Genomic DNA, 15372 nt, shown 5'->3' on the forward strand with positions numbered 1-15372 from the left:
CCCTAGATCGGCAGGCGGCGGAACACCGCCCGCGGTACGTGCCTCAGTGCCGACATGACCACCCGCAGCGCCCCCGGCACCCACACCGTCTCGGAGCGTCGGCGCAGGCCCGTCTCGATGGCCGTGGCGACCGCCTCGGGGGTCGTCGCGAGGGGAGCCTCCGGCAGGCCCGTCGTCATCCTGGTGCGGACGAAGCCGGGGCGTACGACCATCACGTGGACGCCCGTGCCGTGCAGGGCGTCGCCCAGGCCCTGGGCGAAGGCGTCGAGGCCCGCCTTGCTGGAGCCGTAGATGAAGTTGGCGCGGCGGGCGCGCTCGCCGGCCACCGAGGAGAGCACGACCAGGGAGCCGTGGCCCTGGGCCTGGAGGGCCCGCGCGCACACCAGCCCCGACGACACCGCGCCCGTGTAGTTGGTCTGCGCGACACGGACCGCCGAGCCGGGCTCGTTCTCGTCGCGCGACTGGTCGCCGAGGACACCGAAGGCGAGCAGTACGAGGTCGATGTCGCCCTCGGTGAAGACCTTGCCGAGGGCGGTCTCGTGGGCGTCCGGGTCGAGCGCGTCGAAGGCGACCGTACGGACGTCGGCGCCGAGGACGCGCAGGTCGGCGGCGGCCGTCTCCAGTGCGGGCGAGGGCCGGCCGGCGAGCCACACCGTGCGGGTGCGGCGGGCGATCAGCCGCCGCGCGGTGGCCAGCGCGATCTCGGACGTGCCGCCGAGAACGAGCATGGACTGGGGGGCACCGAAGGCGTCCTTCATGAAACCGAACTCCTATGGAGAGAGATTCAGAGAGAGTGGGAAAACCGAACTCATCGAGCGGCTCGCCTCAGAGGCCGAGGCGGCGGGACAGGTCCGAGGTGAAGACGGAACGCGGGTCCAACTCCTCGCGCAGCGCCCGGAAATCGCCCAGCCGCGGATACATCTCCGAGAGCAGCTCGGGCCGCAGCCGGGAGTCCTTGGCCAGGTAGACACGCCCGGCCGCCGCGGTCACCTCCTCGTCCAGCTCGTCCAGGAAGCCGCCGAGCCCCGGCAGGTTCGCTGGGATGTCGAGCGCGAGGGTCCAGCCGGGCATCGGGAAGGACAGCCAGCCCGGATCGCCCTCCCCGAAGCGCTTCAGTACGGCGAGGAAGGAGGGGCAGCGGCGCTGCGAGATGCGGTGCACGATCCGGCGCAGGGCGTCCTCCTGCCCGTACCCGACGACGAACTGGTACTGCACGAAACCACCGCGCCCGTAGACGCGGTTCCAGTGCGGCACGCCGTCGAGCGGGTGGAAGAAGGTGGAGATCCGCTGCAGTTCGCCGCTGCGCGCGCGGGGCGCCCTGCGGTACCAGAGCTCGTTGAAGAGGCCGACCGTCGTCGGGCCGAGCAGTCCCTCGGGCAGCCAGGCGGGGGCGGCGGGCAGGCTGCCGGGACGGAACTCCAGTGGGGCTCTACGCGCGCGCGTGCGGTCCGCCAGCGCCTCCAGGGGTGCGTGATCGCCCCGGGTCAGCACCGAACGCCCCATGGACGCGCCGCGGGCCAGCAGATCGATCCAGGCGACCGAGTAGCGGTAGCGGTGGTCGGTGGCCGTGAGGCGGGCCATCAAGTCGTCCAGGTCCGTGGCGCGTTCCGTGTCGACCGACATCAACGACGTCCGGACGGGCTGCAGCCGGACGGTGGCCGTGAGGATGACACCGGTCAGGCCCATCCCGCCCGCCGTGGCGTCGAAGAGGGGCGTGCCGTGGCTCACCGTACGGATCTCGCCGTCCGCGGTCAGCAGTTCGAAGGAGAGCACATGGCGGGCGAACGAGCCGGACACGTGGTGGTTCTTGCCGTGGATGTCCGCGCCGATCGCCCCGCCGACCGTCACATAGCGCGTCCCGGGCGTCACCGGCACGAACCAGCCCAGTGGCAGCAGGACTTCCATGAGGCGGTGCAACGAGACGCCCGCGTCGCACAGCACGGTCCCGCCGTCGGCGTCGATCGCGTGGACGCGGTCCAGGCCCGTCATGTCGAACACGGCCCCGCCCGCGTTCTGTGCCGCGTCCCCGTACGCCCGTCCCAGGCCCCGTGGGATGCCTCCGCGGGCCCCGCACTCCCGTACGGCCGCCGCGGCCTCCTCGTACGAACGAGGGCGGATCAGACGGGCGGTGGTGGGGGCGGTGCGGCCCCACCCCGTGACGGAAACCGTGTCGGCAGGCATGCACGCGACCGTATCGCCCGAAAGTGACCGGTAGTTCCCTAACATCCTTACTCTCCCCGAAATGGGTGATTAATGGGATGTCGCTCAATATTGCCGGAGTTCCTGCCGTGTTGACGTGAACAGTGAGTCCACATGGACCACCACGACGACCAGCACGACGACCGCCCCGACCTGGACCACCGGATCCTTACGGCCCTCCACGCCCGCGGTGCCACCCCCCGCGTCGCCGCCGCCGCGCGGGCCCTGTCCCTGGCCGGCGAGCACGGCGCGCTGTGGCTCGCGGCGGGCCTCGCCGGAGCGGCCGTCGACCGGGAGCGGCGCGGCGCCTGGCTGCGAGGCACGGCCCTGACCGCGGGCGCGCACCTCGCCAGCATGGGCGTGAAACGGCTCGTACGACGCCCACGCCCACGGCACGTCGAACCGCTGGTCCGCACCGCGGGCCGGCACTCCTTCCCCAGCTCGCACGCCACCTCCGCGGCGGCGGCGGCCGTGGCCTTCGGAGCGCTCGGCGCCCACGTGGTGCCCCCGCTGGCCGCCGCGATGTGCCTCTCGCGGCTGGTCGTCGGCGTCCACTACCCCTCCGACGTGGCCGCGGGCGCGGCGCTCGGCGCGATCACGGCCCGGCTCGGGGCCCGTTGGATGACAGGAGGCCGTGACCATGGCTGAAACGGTCCTCCTGGAGAGCACGCACAAGAAGCACGAGAAACAGCCCGCCCGGGAGAAAAGCGGCCTCCTAAGAGGGCTGATCAGGACCGCCCGTCCGAAACAGTGGGTCAAAAACGTCCTCGTGATCGCCGCCCCGGCCGCGGCCGGTGAGCTCTTCTCGCGTCACGCGCTGACCCAGATCGCGCTGGTCTTCGTGCTGTTCACGGCCTGCGCCGCCGGCGTCTACCTGGTCAACGACGCCCGGGACGCCGACGCCGACCGCGCCCACCCGGTCAAGCGCCACCGGCCGGTCGCCGCCGGACAGGTGCCCGTAGCGGTCGCCTACTCCGTAGGGATCGCGCTCGCCGTCGTCGCTCCGACGGTCGCCGCGTTCCTGTGCTCCCCGCTCACCTCGGCCCTGCTGACCGCCTACCTGGGCATGCAGTTCGCGTACTGCATCAGCCTCAAGCATGTCCTCGTGGTCGACCTCGTCGTGGTGACCACCGGGTTCCTGATGCGGGCCATGATCGGGGGACTCGCGCTCGGGATTCCGCTGTCGCGCTGGTTCCTGATCACGACCGGCTTCGGCGCGCTCTTCATGGTCTCCGCGAAGCGCTACTCCGAAGCCGTGCAGATGGCCGGGAAAGCGGGCGCCACGCGCGCGTTGCTCACCGAATACACCACCGGCTACCTGCGCTTCGTCTGGCAGCTCGCCGCCTCGGTCGCCGTCCTCGGCTACTGCCTGTGGGCCCTGGAGGAGGGCGGCGTACCCCACACCAGCGTCCTGCCCTGGCGGCAGCTGTCGATGGTCGCCTTCATCCTCGCGGTCCTGAGATACGCGGTGTTCGCCGACCGCGGCACCGCCGGCGAACCCGAGGACGTCGTCCTGCGCGACCGCGCGCTCGCCCTCATCGGCGTGGTGTGGCTCGCGATGTACGGCCTGGCGGTGGCCAACTGGTGAGCCACGCACAGCGACTCAAGGCCCCCGGGCCCCAGGCTCAGGCCCAGCCTCACCCACGGCCGAAGTCGCGGGCCCGGCGCCCCGGCGCCCACGAGCTGCTCGGCTTCGCCGCCGTCGGGCTCCTTGCGTACGCCGCCGACCTCGCCCTCTTCGTCTGGCTGCGCGGCCCCGTCGGGCTGGACCCGCTGACCGCCAAGGCCCTGTCGTTCGTGGCGGGCTGCTCGGTCGCGTACGCGGGCAACGCGCTCGGCACCTACCGCCACACGGCGACGGGGGGCCTGCGCCGGTACGCGGTCTTCTTCGCGGTGAACGTCGCCGGCGCCCTCGTCCAGCTGCTGTGCATCCTCATCAGCCACTACGGCCTCGGCTTCACCTCCCCGCGCGCGGACACGGTGTCGGGTTCAGGAATCGGCATGGCGCTCGCCACTGTCCTGCGGTTTTGGGGTACCCGGACATTGGTTTTCCGAGGCGAGGGCAGAGTCGGATCATGGACTGGCTGAAAAAGCTCCCCGGCGTGGGCCCGTTGGTCACACGTCTGATGGCCACGCACGCGTGGCGCTCGTACGAACGGCTGGACCGGGTGAAGTGGACGCGGCTCGCCGCCGCGATGACCTTCATCAGCTTCGTCGCGCTGTTCCCACTGATCACCGTCGCGGCGGCGATCGCCGCCGCGACGCTCGACAAGGAGGGGCAGGACAAGCTGCAGGAGAAGATCGCCGAGCAGGTGCCGGGCATCTCCGACCAGCTCGACATCGGCGGTCTCGTCGACAACGCCGGCACGGTCGGACTCATCGCGGGCGCCCTGCTGCTGTTCACCGGCATCGGCTGGGTCGGCTCGATGCGCGAGTGCCTGCGCGCGGTCTGGGAGCTGCCGGACGAGGAGGACAACCCCTTCCTGAGCAAGCTCAAGGACGCCGGCGTACTCGTCGGTCTCGGCGGCGCCGTGCTCGTCACGCTCGCCGCCTCCACCGTCGCGTCGAGCGCGGTGGGCTGGACGGCCCGGCAGTTCGGCATCGACGAGGACGGCTGGGGCGGGGTGCTGCTGCAGACCGCCGCGTTCGCCGTGGCCGTCCTCGCCGACTTCCTGCTGCTCCTGTACGTCCTGACGCTGCTGCCCGGAGTCCAGCCCGCGCGCCGCCGCCTCGTGGTCGCCGCGCTCATCGGCGCGGCCGGGTTCGAGCTGCTGAAACTGCTGCTCAGCGGCTATATGCAGGGTGTCGCGTCGAAGAGTATGTACGGGGCGTTCGGGGTGCCCATCGCACTGCTCCTGTGGATCAACTTCACCTCGAAGCTGCTGTTGTACTGCGCCGCATGGACGGCGACGGAGCACGAGGAACCGGCCGGGTCCGAAGAGCCGTCCGAGCCCGACGACTCCGCCGCGGCGGACGGACCGGCCGGGTCCGGCGGGTCAGCCGGACCCGGCACGGTCACCGACTCCGGCGGATCCACCGGCACAGGCGTCGGTAAATCCGCAGGCATCGGCAAATCCGCCGGAGTCGGCAAGTCCGCCGGTGTCAGCGGCGGCGGCGCATCAGGTCGGGCAGCGGCCAGCGGCGGTTGATCACGAAGACACCGGCCGCGAGGAGCACGAGGACGCCGCCCGCGATCGCCAGCGCGATACCGACCCCGCTCGAACCGTCCGTCTCGGCCGAGGCCGCGACGGGCTTCGAGGAGTCCTTGCCGTCGCCCGAACCGCCCGCCTCGCCGGAGGCGTTCGCGCCCGGCTGCGCGCCCGTGTCCGCGCTCTTCGGCGGCACAAGTTCGCCCACCGGGTCGACCTTGCCGGACGCCTGGAAGCCCCAGTCGAGGAGCTTCGCGGTCTCCTTGTAGACCTGGTCGTGCTCCTCCTTCTCGGGGTTCATGACCGTGACGAGCAGCACCTTGCCGTCGCGCTCGGCGACACCAGTGAAGGTCGAGCCCGCGTTCGTGGTGTTGCCGTTCTTCACACCTGCGATGCCTTTGTAGGCGTCGAGACCGTAGTCACCGGTGAGCAGCCGGTTGGTGTTCTGGATCTCGAAGGACCCGCGGGTCGTCTTGCCCTTCTTGTTCTTCTTGGTCTCGCCGGGGAACTTCGCGCGGACCGTCGAGCAGTACTCCCGGAAGTCCTTCTTCTGCAGGCCGGAGCGGGCGAACAGGGTCAGGTCGTACGCCGACGACACCTGCCCCTTCTCGTCGTACCCGTCCGGACTGACCACGGTCGTGTCGAGGGCCTGGAGCTCCTCCGCGTGCTCGTTCATGTCCTTGACGGTCTGGTCGACGCCCTTGTTCATCGCGGACAGGACGTGGACCGCGTCGTTGCCGGAGCGAAGGAAGACGCCGAGCCACAGGTCGTGGACCGTGTACGTCTCGTCCTCCTTTATGCCCACCATGCTGGAGCCCGGGCCGATGCCCGCCAGGTCGGACGACACGACCTTGTGCTTCTCCGTCTTCGGGAACTTCGGCAGCAGCGTGTCCGCGAAGAGCATCTTCAGCGTGCTCGCCGGGGGCAGCCGCCAGTGCGCGTTGTGCGAGGCGAGGACATCGCCCGACTCGGCGTCCGCGACGATCCAGGAACGGGCGCTCAGGTCCTTCGGGAGGACCGGGGCACCGGCGCCGAGGTTCGCCTGGGTGCCGGACCGGCCGAGCTGGGCGCCGCCCACGGTCGACATGTCCGCCGGGGGCGTGGCCGAGGGGCTGGTCGACGACTTGCCCGACGGAGAGGACGACGTTGACGGAGTCGCCGACGGAGTCGAGGAGGGCTTGTCGTCCGCGAGGGCCGGCGCGGTGGCGGTCGCGGTGAGCGCGAGCGAGAACGACAACAGGGTGGCGGAGGTGACCAGCAAGGAGGACTTGGCGGTCTTTTTCATGGCGGGCACGGTCGAGAACGTACAGGGCGAGGGGCGTGAAGTCGCGCGGTGCTCCCCGCCGTGGCGCGTATCGCCGCGGTCGTTCCCGCTGTGGTCCTCCCCACCCCGGACGCCGGTGCCGTTCGACGGCGGCGATACTGAACCCATGAAGCTCAGCCGTCCCGTCTCCTGGTTCCTGCTCGCCTTCGGAGTGTGGAGCTGGGTCATCTGGATCACTTTCGTCAAGAACCTGTGGAAGGACGGGAGTGGGCTCGCGTTCGACGACGCGGGCGATCCGACCGGGTACTTCTGGGTGCACCTGACGCTCGCCGTTGTCTCCTTTGTCTTGGGGACGGTCGTCGGGGGCATCGGGTTGCGCGGTGTTCGAGCCTTGCGTCACACGTCATAACGGGGAGTCTCCGCGTGATCATCGTGTTCGTGGTCCTGGTCCTGGCCGTGTTCGGCGGTCTGCACTGGTACGTGTGGCGCCGGATGGTGCGCGACACGACGGCGCGGCCGGGCGTGGCCCGTCGGGTGGGCACGGCCCTGGTCGTCGGCGGGCCGTTCCTCATGTTCGCGGCGATCGCGTCCGAGCGGGGCGGGGCACCGTTCTGGCTGCAGCAGGTGCTGGCCTGGCCGGGGTTCCTGTGGATGGCCTTCTCGCTCTATCTCCTGCTGGGGCTGCTGGTGGGAGAGGTCGTGCGGCCGTTGCTCCGGCGGGTTCTGGAGCGGCGCTCGACGCCGGCGGTGGAGCCGGTGGGCGTACGCGAGAACACACCCGTACGCACGCGAGTGCCAGACCTGGAAGCCGATCCTTCCTCGGAACCCGAGACACTCTCCGAGGCCGAGGCGGGAGCAGAAGCCGGGGCCGAGGCCGGATCCGGAGCCAAGCCCGGGCCCGGGCCCGCCGAGAAGCCGGAGCCCGCGGCCAGCGGTCCCTCGCGTCGCCTCTTCGTCTCGCGCGTGGTCGGCGGGGCCGCTGCCGCCGCGGCGGTGGGGACCGTCGGATACGGGACGTACGGCGTCCTGCGCGGGCCCAAGGTGAAGCGGGTGACCGTACCCCTCGCGAAACTCCCCAGGTCGGCCCACGGATACCGGATCGCCGTCGTCAGCGATGTGCACCTCGGGCCCGTACTGGGACGTGGGTTCGCGCAGAAGGTCGTCGACACGATCAACTCGACGCAGCCCGACCTCATCGCGGTCGTGGGGGACCTCGTCGACGGCAGCGTGAAGGATCTCGGGCCCGCCGCCGCGCCCCTCGCCCAGTTGAAGGCACGGCACGGGTCGTTCTTCGTCACCGGCAATCACGAGTACTTCTCCGGGGCCGAGGAGTGGGTCACGCGCGTACGGGAGTTGGGGCTGCGCCCGCTGGAGAACGCCCGTACGGAACTGGCCGATTTCGATCTCGCCGGGGTCAACGACGTGGCCGGTGAGGACGAGGGGCAGGGGCCCGACTTCGTCAAGGCGCTCGGCGACCGGGACCGGTCGCGGGCATGTGTGTTGCTCGCACACCAGCCGGTGCAGATCCATGACTCCGTCGAACATGGCGTGGATCTTCAGCTCTCGGGGCACACGCACGGCGGCCAGTTGTGGCCGGGCAGCCTCATCGCGGATCAGGCCAATCCGACCCTCGCCGGCCTGGAGCGGTACGGGGACACGCAGTTGTACGTGTCGCGGGGCGCCGGTGCCTGGGGGCCGCCCACGCGGGTGGGCGCGCCGTCCGACATCACGATCGTGGAGCTGGCTTCCCGGCAGGCCTGAGGCGCACACGTCACGCCTGGGAGCGAGCTGGGAAAGCGGCCGGAAACCATCGCTTGGTCAGCTTTCTCCCAACACTCCCCATAAGCCTTCCGTCGCCCGAAACCCCTGTGGTTGAGTGCCTCGCGCCACCGGGGAGTGGCACGAGGAGCCACTGGGGGAGTGGCGGGATCGAGCCACGGGAGCGTGGCTCCAGGAGGGGCGCCGATGCGATCGGTTCGCATACGGATTCTCGCGGTGGTTCTGGTGCTGGTCGCCGTAGGCATCGGCGGCTGGCAGCTGCTGCCGACGGGCGGCGGCGGGTCCATCACCGTCGGTACGACGGACGCGGTGACGGCCCTCGATCCGGCGGGCGCCTACGACGCCGGGTCCTGGGACCTGTTCAGCAACGTCTTCCAGTCGCTGCTGACCTTCGAGCCGGGCGGCGCGGCCCCCGTGCCCGACGCCGCCAGGAGCTGCGCATTCGTCGGTACGGGCCTGACCACGTACCGGTGCACGCTGAAGGAGGGCATCACATTCCCCAGCGGGCGCACGATGACCGCAGAGGACGTGAAGTTCTCCTTCGACCGGGTCAGGTCCATCGACTCGGCCGTGGGACCGGCCCCGTTGTTCGACACGCTGGGTTCGGTGGACGCGGAAGGGCTGACCGTCACCTTCCATCTGTCGTCGCCGGACGCCACGTTCCCGTTCAAGGTCGCCACCGGCGCCGGTTCGATCGTCGACCGCACCCGTTACTCCGGGCACTCGCTGCGTACCGGCAACGGGGTCGACGGCTCGGGACCGTACACGCTGAAGACGTACACGAAGGATCAGCGGGCCGTGCTGACGCCGAACTCCCGCTATCGGGGGGCGGCGCGGAGCAAGGGGGAATCCGCCGTCGTGCGCTACTACGCGACCCCCGCGAAGCTCGACGCCGCCTGGAAGGCCAAGAAGGTCGACGTCGTCGCGCGCACGCTGCCGCCGAAGGTGCTCGCCGGGCTGTCGCCGAGCGATCCCGGCCATCGCGTCACGGAGGCGGCCGGCGCGGAGACACGCAATCTGTACCTCGACGTGCGGGCCGGATCACCGCTCCACGACCGCCGCGTACGGCAGGCGCTGGTCCTGCTGGTCGACCGCGACGAACTGGCCGCCACGACGTACCAGGGCACGGTCGATCCGCTCTACTCGCTGATCCCCGCGGGCATCACCGGGCACACGGACTCCTTCTTCGACGCCTACCCGAAACCCGATCCCGCGCGGGCGAAGGCACTGCTCACCGCCGCCGGAGTGAAGACACCCGTGCGCTTCACCTACGGCTACGCGAAGGGAAGGGACGCGGCCGGCGCGGAAGCCGCCGAGCTCAAACGGCAGTTGGAGCGGGGCGGACTCTTCCAGGTGACGCTCAAGGGCTACGAGTGGACCGACTTCCAGAAGCGGTACGCGGACGGCGAGCTGGACGCGTACGCCGTCGGGTGGGTCGCCGACTTCCCCGACCCGGACAACTTCACCGCGCCGCTGGTCGGCACCGGCGGCAGCATGAAGAACGGCTACAGCAGCAAGGACGTGGACCGGCGGATTCAGGACAGCCGGCAGTACGCGGACCGCAGTCGCACGGAGGGGGACTTCCGGGCGGTCCAGGACGACGTCGCCCGCGATGTTCCGCTCGTTCCGCTGTGGCAGCGCAAGGATTACGTACTGAGCAGCGAGGCCGTGGGCGGCGGACAGTACCTGTCCGACGGCACCGGGGTCTTCCGGCTGTGGAGCCTCGGTCGGATCTGACGCGTTCGCGCGGGGTTGACGATTGCGTCAGTGACGCGATGGGCTCACCCCACGCATACCTTGTGACGAAGGTGTGCGCGGGGTGAGGAGCAAACGTGTTGAGACGCAACTCCTTCCGGCTGCCCCGGCATCCGGCTTCGGTCGGGCTCGCCCGGCGGCGGGTGCGCGACCATCTGTCGAACTGGGGGCACAGCGCGGGGGAGCAGGCCTTCGAGGACGTCGTACTGCTCGTGTCCGAGCTCGCGACGAACGCCGTGCGCCACGGGCCGCTGCTGGAGCGGGAGTTCGAGGTCGCCGTCACCGTGATCGCGGACGGCTCCTGCCTCATAGAGGTCTCCGACGAGAGCCCCGTCCAGCCCCGCCTGCGGGTGGTCGGCGAGTACGACGAGGAGTCCGGCCGAGGCCTGACCCTGGTGGAACACCTCACGTCTGCCTGGGGAGTGTGGAGCCGGGGAAGATACGGCAAGACGGTGTGGGCACTGGTTCCGGCGGCTTAGCCCCCCGAGAAGAGCCGCCCGGACAATCAACCGCAGGCCTTCGCAGGCAACGTAACCGTCACCGCCAGCCCCTCACCCGGCGCCGTCCGCACCACCACCTCACCCCCATGAGCCACGACCACCCCCTGAACGATGGCCATGCCCAGCCCACTGCCCGCACCCCCGCCCGCCCGGAAGAACCGGTCGAAGATGCGCGAGGCGTCGTCCTCCTCAAGACCGGGCCCCTCGTCGGCGACACAAAGACGCACGACCCCGTCGACCCGCTCCAGACCGAGCGTGACCGCGACATCCGCGGGCGTGTGCGTCCGTACGTTCGCCACGAGGTTGCCCAGGATCTGGCGCAGGCCCGACTCGTCGGCGTGTATCAGCAGGGCCCCGTCGGCGCCGACGGTCACCGGCCGTTCGGGCTGCTGGGCCCGCAGATCCTCGGCCGCGTCCCGCACGAGACGGCTCAGGTCGACGTTCTTGAAGCGCAGTTCGGGCTGCTGGTCGAGGCGGGCCAGGGTGAGCAGCTCGTCGACCAGGCGGGCCATGCGGTCGGCCTCGCCGGTCATCCGGTCCCAGGCCCGCTTGCGCTCGCCAGGCTCGCGCAGCATGCCCTTGTCGTACAGCTGGAGGTAGCCGCGGATCGCCGACAGGGGCGTACGCAGTTCGTGGGAGGCGTCCGCGACGAAGCGGCGCAGCTGTGTGGCGCTCCGCTCGCGGGTGCGGTACGCCGACTCGACCTGGTGGAGCATCGAGTTGAGGGCGAGCCGCAGCTGCTCGACCTCCTGGGTGGGGTGGTGGCTGGAGGGCACGCGCCGGGCCAGATCCCCCTCGGCGATCGCCGACGAGGTCTCCACCATGTCCTCCAGGGGCCGCAGCCGGCGGCTCACGCTGAGCATGGTCAGTACGGCGAGGAGCGCCAACAGCAGTGCGCCGAAGGTCAGATCGAGCTTGAGGGCCTTGGCCATGCCCTTGTGCAGGGCGTCCGTCGAGGTGGCCATGAGGATGGTCGTGCCGTCCGTGAGGGAGACGGCCGTGACCCGGTACGGATCGCCGCCCACGCTCACGTCGTGCGGCTCGGCGTCACCGGTGAGGGCGCGGGGGTCGTCCACCGCGTCCGCCAGCTCGTTCTGGTTCTCCGTCGGCTTGAAGCGGCCGATCGTGGTGGCCCGCCCCTCGTCGTCGACCGCCGCGAAGAGGGAGTCCGATTTCGGCGGCCCCTGTGTTTCCGGGACCCTCCCGTCCCGGACGAGTGCAAGCGCGCTCAGGGAGTCGATCTGCCGGGCGGTGAGCTGCGTACTTCCCAATGAGTCCCGTGTTTTGAGGAGTTCCGAGTCGATCTGGTCCAGCAGGTAGTACCGCATGCCCATCAGGCTGACCGCCGTCGCCACGATGATGCCGAGCGCCAGCAGCGCCACGTTGGCCAGCGTCAGCTTGCCGCGCAGCGAGTGGATGCCACGGCTGTGGCAGCGGGAGAAGATCATGCGAGCCCGTATCCGACGCCCCGGCGGGTCGTGATCACCGGGGCGCCGAGGGCGTCGAGCTTGCGGCGCAGATAGCTGATGTACGTCTCGACGACGGTCGACTCGGCCGAGTGCTCGTACTGCCAGACGTGGCGCAGGAGTTGCTCCTTGGGGACGATCCGGCCGCCGTTGCGCACGAGGAAGCGCAGGAGCGCGTACTCCGTGGGGGTGAGCTCGACCGAGCGGCCCGCGCGGTGCACCGAGTACGTCGTCTCGTCCAGCTCCAGGTCCCCGTAGCGCAGGGGCGGGCGCTCGGGGAGGACGTCGGCAGGACGGGTGCGGCGCAGGACCGCGGTGATGCGGGCGATCACCTCGTCGATGTTGAACGGCTTGGTGATGTAGTCGTCGCCGAAGGCGAGCGCGCCGACGATCTCGGCCGGCGCGTCCCTCGCGGTCAGGAACACCAGGGCCAGATCGGGCTGTTTCGCGCGCAGTTCGCGGCCCAGTGCCCGGCCGTCGCCGTCCGGGAGCATCACGTCGAGGAGCGCTGCGTCCGGGCGGGTGCGCTCGGCCAGCGTCAGCGCCTGGCGCACGGTCCCCGCCGTCATCACCTCGAAGCGGTGGTAGCGCAGAGCGATGGCCAGGACGTCCGCGATGCTCGGTTCGTCCTCGACGACCAGGACGGTCGCACCCTCGTGAGCGGTCATGCCCCCAGTATCGGCGCGGGCACTGACAACGGGGCCGGGTCGTGCTTTGGAGTTCCTTGTGAGTCATGGCCGAGTCGTGTCCACCGGTGCGTGCCACCCCGATGCTGAGCCGCAGGACCTGGGGGACCGACCGAAGACCGACTAAGGAGCGTTGAGGCGTGACGACATTGGCACGGTGGTGCTATCGGCACCGGCTGGTGGTCCTGTTGTTGTGGGTGGGGGCGTTGTTGGGGCTCGGCTTCGCGGGATCCGCCGCGGGCACGAACTACGCGGACACCTTCACCCTTCCGAACACGGACTCCACGCGCGCGTACGACCTGATGGAGAAGGCCTTCCCGGAGAGGTCGGGCGACACCGACACGGTGGTGTGGAAGGTCGACGACGGATCCGTACGGGACGATTCCGTACGCTCCCGGATCGAGCCTGCCCTCGAGGAGATCGGGCGCATGAAGGGCGTCGGCGACGTCAGCAGCCCGTACGCCGCCCAGGGGGCCACGCAGATCAGTGAGAACGGGCGGATCGCCTACGCCCAGGTGACCTTCACCGAGCAGGCGAACGGCGTTCCCAAGGAGCTGGTGCAGGACGTCGTCGACACGTCGCAGGACGCCGAACGCGCCGGTCTCCAGGTGGAGCTGGGCGGCCAGGCGATCACCCGCATCCAGGAACCGCCCACCGGTATCGCCGAGATGGTCGGCATCATGGCCGCGGCGGTCGTCCTCTTCCTCGCCTTCGGCTCGCTCTTCGCGATGCTGCTGCCGCTCGTCGTCGCGATCGCGGCCCTCGGAACCGGCCTGATGGCGACCTCGCTCCTCAGTCATGTCACCGACGTGCCCGAAGTGGCCCCGCTGCTCGGCTCGTTGATCGGTCTCGGCGTGGGCATCGACTACGCGCTGTTCATCGTGACGCGGCACCGGCGGGGCATCCTGCGCGGCATGAAGCCCGAGGAGTCCGCCGTCACGGCCCTCAACACCTCGGGCCGTGCCGTGCTGTTCGCGGGCGGCACGGTGTGCATCGCGCTCGCCGGAATGCTCGTGATGAACATGCGCTTCCTGGACGGTGTGGTCGTCGCGACCTCGCTGACCGTCGTGCTCAGCGTCCTCGCCGCGACCACCCTGCTGCCCGCGCTCCTCGGCCTGCTCGGCATGCGCGTCCTCAGCCGCAAGCAGCGGCGCAGGCTCGCCGCGACGGGACCGGAGCCGGCCGAGGCGAGCGGCCTCGCTGCACGCTGGTCCATGTACGTGCAGAAGCGACCGCGCTCGATCGCCGCCGGGGCACTGGTCGTGATGGTGATCCTCGCGCTGCCCGTCCTGTCGATCCGGCTCGGCGCCACCGACCAGGGCAACCACAAGGACTCGACGACGACGCGCCAGGCGTACGACCTGCTCGCCGAGGGCTTCGGGCCCGGCTTCAACGGCCCGCTCCAGGTGGTCGTGGACGGCGGTGACACGGACGCGCTCGTGTCGACGATCCGCTCGACGGAGGGCGTCGCCCAGGTCGCCGCCGCGCCGCCCTCCCAGGGCGTCACGGTGATCCAGGTCGTGCCCACCACGTCACCGCAGTCCGAGAAGACGGACCAGCTGATCGACCGGCTGCGCGACGACGTGATCCCGGAGTCCGGGACCGAGGCCCACGTGGGCGGAGTGACCGCCGTCTTCAAGGACTTCGCGGCCGTCACGGGAGACCGGCTGCCGTACTTCGTCGCGGCGATCATCACCCTCGGCTTCCTGCTGCTGATGGTGGCCTTCCGCTCCCTGGTGGTGCCGCTGACGGCCGCCCTGATGAACCTGATCGCCGCAGCCGCGTCCTTCGGAGTGCTCGTCGCGATCTTCCAGTGGGGCTGGGGCACGGAACTCCTCGGCATCGGCAAGGAGGGGCCGATCACCGCCTTCCTGCCGGTCATCATGCTGTCGCTGCTCTTCGGGCTCTCGATGGACTACCAGGTGTTCCTGGTGAGCCGCATGCACGAGGAGTGGGTGCACACCAAGGACAACGCGCGGGCGGTCCGGGTCGGCCTCGCCGAGACCAGCCGGGTCATCAACTGCGCGGCCCTGATCATGATCTGCGTCTTCTCCGCGTTCGTCCTCAGCGGCGACATGGAAGGCGCGATGGCGGGCATCGGCCTGGCGGCGGCGGTCGCGCTGGACGCGTTCATCCTGCGTACGGCGCTGGTGCCGGCCGCGATGCACCTCCTGGGGAACTCCAACTGGTGGCTGCCCGCCGGTATGGAGAAGCGGCTGCCGCACCTCGCGGTCGAGCCCCGCGAGGAGGAGGTTTCCGAGCCCCACGCGCGCGTGCCCGACGACGCCGACGGCGGTTCGACCGTGATCCACGGCTTCGTCCGCACCCCGGACGGCGCACCCGTCGAAGGCGCCGCGCTGACCCTGCTCTCCAAGGGCGGCCGTCAGCTCGACCGGGTGACGTCGCTGGCCGACGGCTCGTACATCGTCTCGGTGCCCTCCCCCGGCTCGTACCTGCTGGCCGTGACGGCCGCCGAACACCCCTCCCGCGCCCGGCACGTGATGGTCGGCGCCGAACCGCTGGTGTACGACGTGGAGCTGGCGGAGGACGAGGTGGACGCCGTGAACTGACCGC

The 15372-nt window shown here is 70.4% G+C and carries 14 protein-coding genes; 9 read left to right on the top strand and 5 right to left on the bottom strand.

Annotated elements, in window-relative coordinates:
* Positions 1-2 precede the first annotated feature (2 nt).
* A complete protein-coding gene (locus ACN20J_RS30430) occupies positions 3-758 on the bottom strand; it encodes a decaprenylphospho-beta-D-erythro-pentofuranosid-2-ulose 2-reductase (RefSeq protein WP_419667258.1) in 756 nt (251 codons plus the stop codon).
* Positions 759-825: 67 nt separating this feature from the next.
* On the bottom strand, positions 826-2181 hold the full coding sequence (locus ACN20J_RS30435; protein ID WP_419667259.1) for an FAD-binding protein: 1356 nt from the start codon (positions 2179-2181) through the stop codon (positions 826-828).
* A 132-nt stretch (positions 2182-2313) separates the two neighbouring features.
* Between ACN20J_RS30435 and ACN20J_RS30440 the strand changes: the two genes are divergently transcribed.
* The 4 genes from ACN20J_RS30440 (at position 2314) to ACN20J_RS30455 (ending at position 5348) form a co-directional block, all read left to right on the top strand.
* Positions 2314-2847, top strand: coding sequence for a phosphatase PAP2 family protein (locus tag ACN20J_RS30440; protein WP_419667260.1), 534 nt, complete (start codon positions 2314-2316; stop codon positions 2845-2847).
* Complete coding sequence (locus ACN20J_RS30445; protein ID WP_190229575.1) at positions 2840-3787, top strand: decaprenyl-phosphate phosphoribosyltransferase; 948 nt, start codon at positions 2840-2842, stop codon at positions 3785-3787. Before ACN20J_RS30440 ends, ACN20J_RS30445 begins: the two co-directional genes overlap by 8 nt.
* A gap of 95 nt (positions 3788-3882) precedes the next feature.
* A complete protein-coding gene (locus ACN20J_RS30450) occupies positions 3883-4287 on the top strand; it encodes a GtrA family protein (RefSeq protein WP_246575281.1) in 405 nt (134 codons plus the stop codon).
* On the top strand, positions 4275-5348 hold the full coding sequence (locus tag ACN20J_RS30455; RefSeq protein ID WP_419667261.1) for a YihY/virulence factor BrkB family protein: 1074 nt from the start codon (positions 4275-4277) through the stop codon (positions 5346-5348). Before ACN20J_RS30450 ends, ACN20J_RS30455 begins: the two co-directional genes overlap by 13 nt.
* Here the strand turns inward: ACN20J_RS30455 and ACN20J_RS30460 are convergent.
* Positions 5302-6642 carry a D-alanyl-D-alanine carboxypeptidase family protein gene (locus tag ACN20J_RS30460; protein ID WP_419667262.1) on the bottom strand — a complete coding sequence of 447 codons (1341 nt, stop codon included), beginning with the start codon at positions 6640-6642 and terminating at the stop codon, positions 5302-5304. The two genes, ACN20J_RS30455 and ACN20J_RS30460, sit on opposite strands and share 47 nt — an antisense overlap.
* A gap of 136 nt (positions 6643-6778) precedes the next feature.
* On the opposite strand from ACN20J_RS30460, the gene ACN20J_RS30465 reads away from it, so the two are divergent.
* The 4 genes from ACN20J_RS30465 (at position 6779) to ACN20J_RS30480 (ending at position 10625) form a co-directional block, all read left to right on the top strand.
* Entirely contained in the window at positions 6779-7021 is a 243-nt protein-coding gene (locus tag ACN20J_RS30465) for an SCO4848 family membrane protein (protein ID WP_055615755.1), read from the top strand.
* A 14-nt stretch (positions 7022-7035) separates the two neighbouring features.
* Positions 7036-8373 (top strand): metallophosphoesterase, encoded by a 1338-nt coding sequence (locus ACN20J_RS30470; RefSeq protein WP_419667263.1) that lies wholly within the window; start codon positions 7036-7038, stop codon positions 8371-8373.
* Positions 8374-8577: 204 nt separating this feature from the next.
* Entirely contained in the window at positions 8578-10128 is a 1551-nt protein-coding gene (locus ACN20J_RS30475) for an ABC transporter substrate-binding protein (RefSeq protein WP_419667264.1), read from the top strand.
* 95 nt (positions 10129-10223) lie between these two features.
* Entirely contained in the window at positions 10224-10625 is a 402-nt protein-coding gene (locus tag ACN20J_RS30480; protein WP_189837257.1) for an ATP-binding protein, read from the top strand.
* Positions 10626-10651: 26 nt separating this feature from the next.
* Here ACN20J_RS30480 and ACN20J_RS30485 read toward each other — a convergent pair whose 3' ends face one another.
* Together ACN20J_RS30485 and ACN20J_RS30490 are read right to left on the bottom strand one after the other, a co-directional pair.
* Positions 10652-12094: a sensor histidine kinase gene (locus tag ACN20J_RS30485; protein WP_361915895.1), complete on the bottom strand. Its 1443-nt coding sequence runs from the start codon at positions 12092-12094 to the stop codon at positions 10652-10654.
* The gene (locus ACN20J_RS30490; protein WP_189837259.1) at positions 12091-12780 is read right to left on the bottom strand and encodes a response regulator transcription factor; all 690 of its coding nucleotides are present in this window, start codon (positions 12778-12780) and stop codon (positions 12091-12093) included. The genes ACN20J_RS30485 and ACN20J_RS30490 overlap by 4 nt, the downstream gene beginning before the upstream one ends.
* Positions 12781-12947: 167 nt before the next feature.
* Between ACN20J_RS30490 and ACN20J_RS30495 the strand changes: the two genes are divergently transcribed.
* Positions 12948-15368, top strand: coding sequence for an MMPL family transporter (locus ACN20J_RS30495; protein WP_419668990.1), 2421 nt, complete (start codon positions 12948-12950; stop codon positions 15366-15368).
* Positions 15369-15372: the final 4 nt, after the last annotated feature.

This window comes from Streptomyces sp. 2-1, from assembly GCF_048564895.1.
Taxonomy (GTDB): domain Bacteria; phylum Actinomycetota; class Actinomycetes; order Streptomycetales; family Streptomycetaceae; genus Streptomyces; species Streptomyces phaeochromogenes.

Excerpts from the sequence above, each read along its gene's own strand:
- ACN20J_RS30430 (WP_419667258.1), bottom strand. The coding sequence starts at position 758 with ATGAAGGACGCCTTCGGTGCCCCCCAGTCCATGCTCGTTCTCGGCGGC.
- ACN20J_RS30435 (WP_419667259.1), bottom strand. The coding sequence starts at position 2,181 with ATGCCTGCCGACACGGTTTCCGTCACGGGGTGGGGCCGCACCGCCCCC.
- ACN20J_RS30440 (WP_419667260.1), top strand. The coding sequence starts at position 2,314 with ATGGACCACCACGACGACCAGCACGACGACCGCCCCGACCTGGACCAC.
- ACN20J_RS30445 (WP_190229575.1), top strand. The coding sequence starts at position 2,840 with ATGGCTGAAACGGTCCTCCTGGAGAGCACGCACAAGAAGCACGAGAAA.
- ACN20J_RS30455 (WP_419667261.1), top strand. The coding sequence starts at position 4,275 with ATGGACTGGCTGAAAAAGCTCCCCGGCGTGGGCCCGTTGGTCACACGT.
- ACN20J_RS30465 (WP_055615755.1), top strand. The coding sequence starts at position 6,779 with ATGAAGCTCAGCCGTCCCGTCTCCTGGTTCCTGCTCGCCTTCGGAGTG.
- ACN20J_RS30475 (WP_419667264.1), top strand. The coding sequence starts at position 8,578 with ATGCGATCGGTTCGCATACGGATTCTCGCGGTGGTTCTGGTGCTGGTC.
- ACN20J_RS30485 (WP_361915895.1), bottom strand. The coding sequence starts at position 12,094 with ATGATCTTCTCCCGCTGCCACAGCCGTGGCATCCACTCGCTGCGCGGC.
- ACN20J_RS30490 (WP_189837259.1), bottom strand. The coding sequence starts at position 12,780 with ATGACCGCTCACGAGGGTGCGACCGTCCTGGTCGTCGAGGACGAACCG.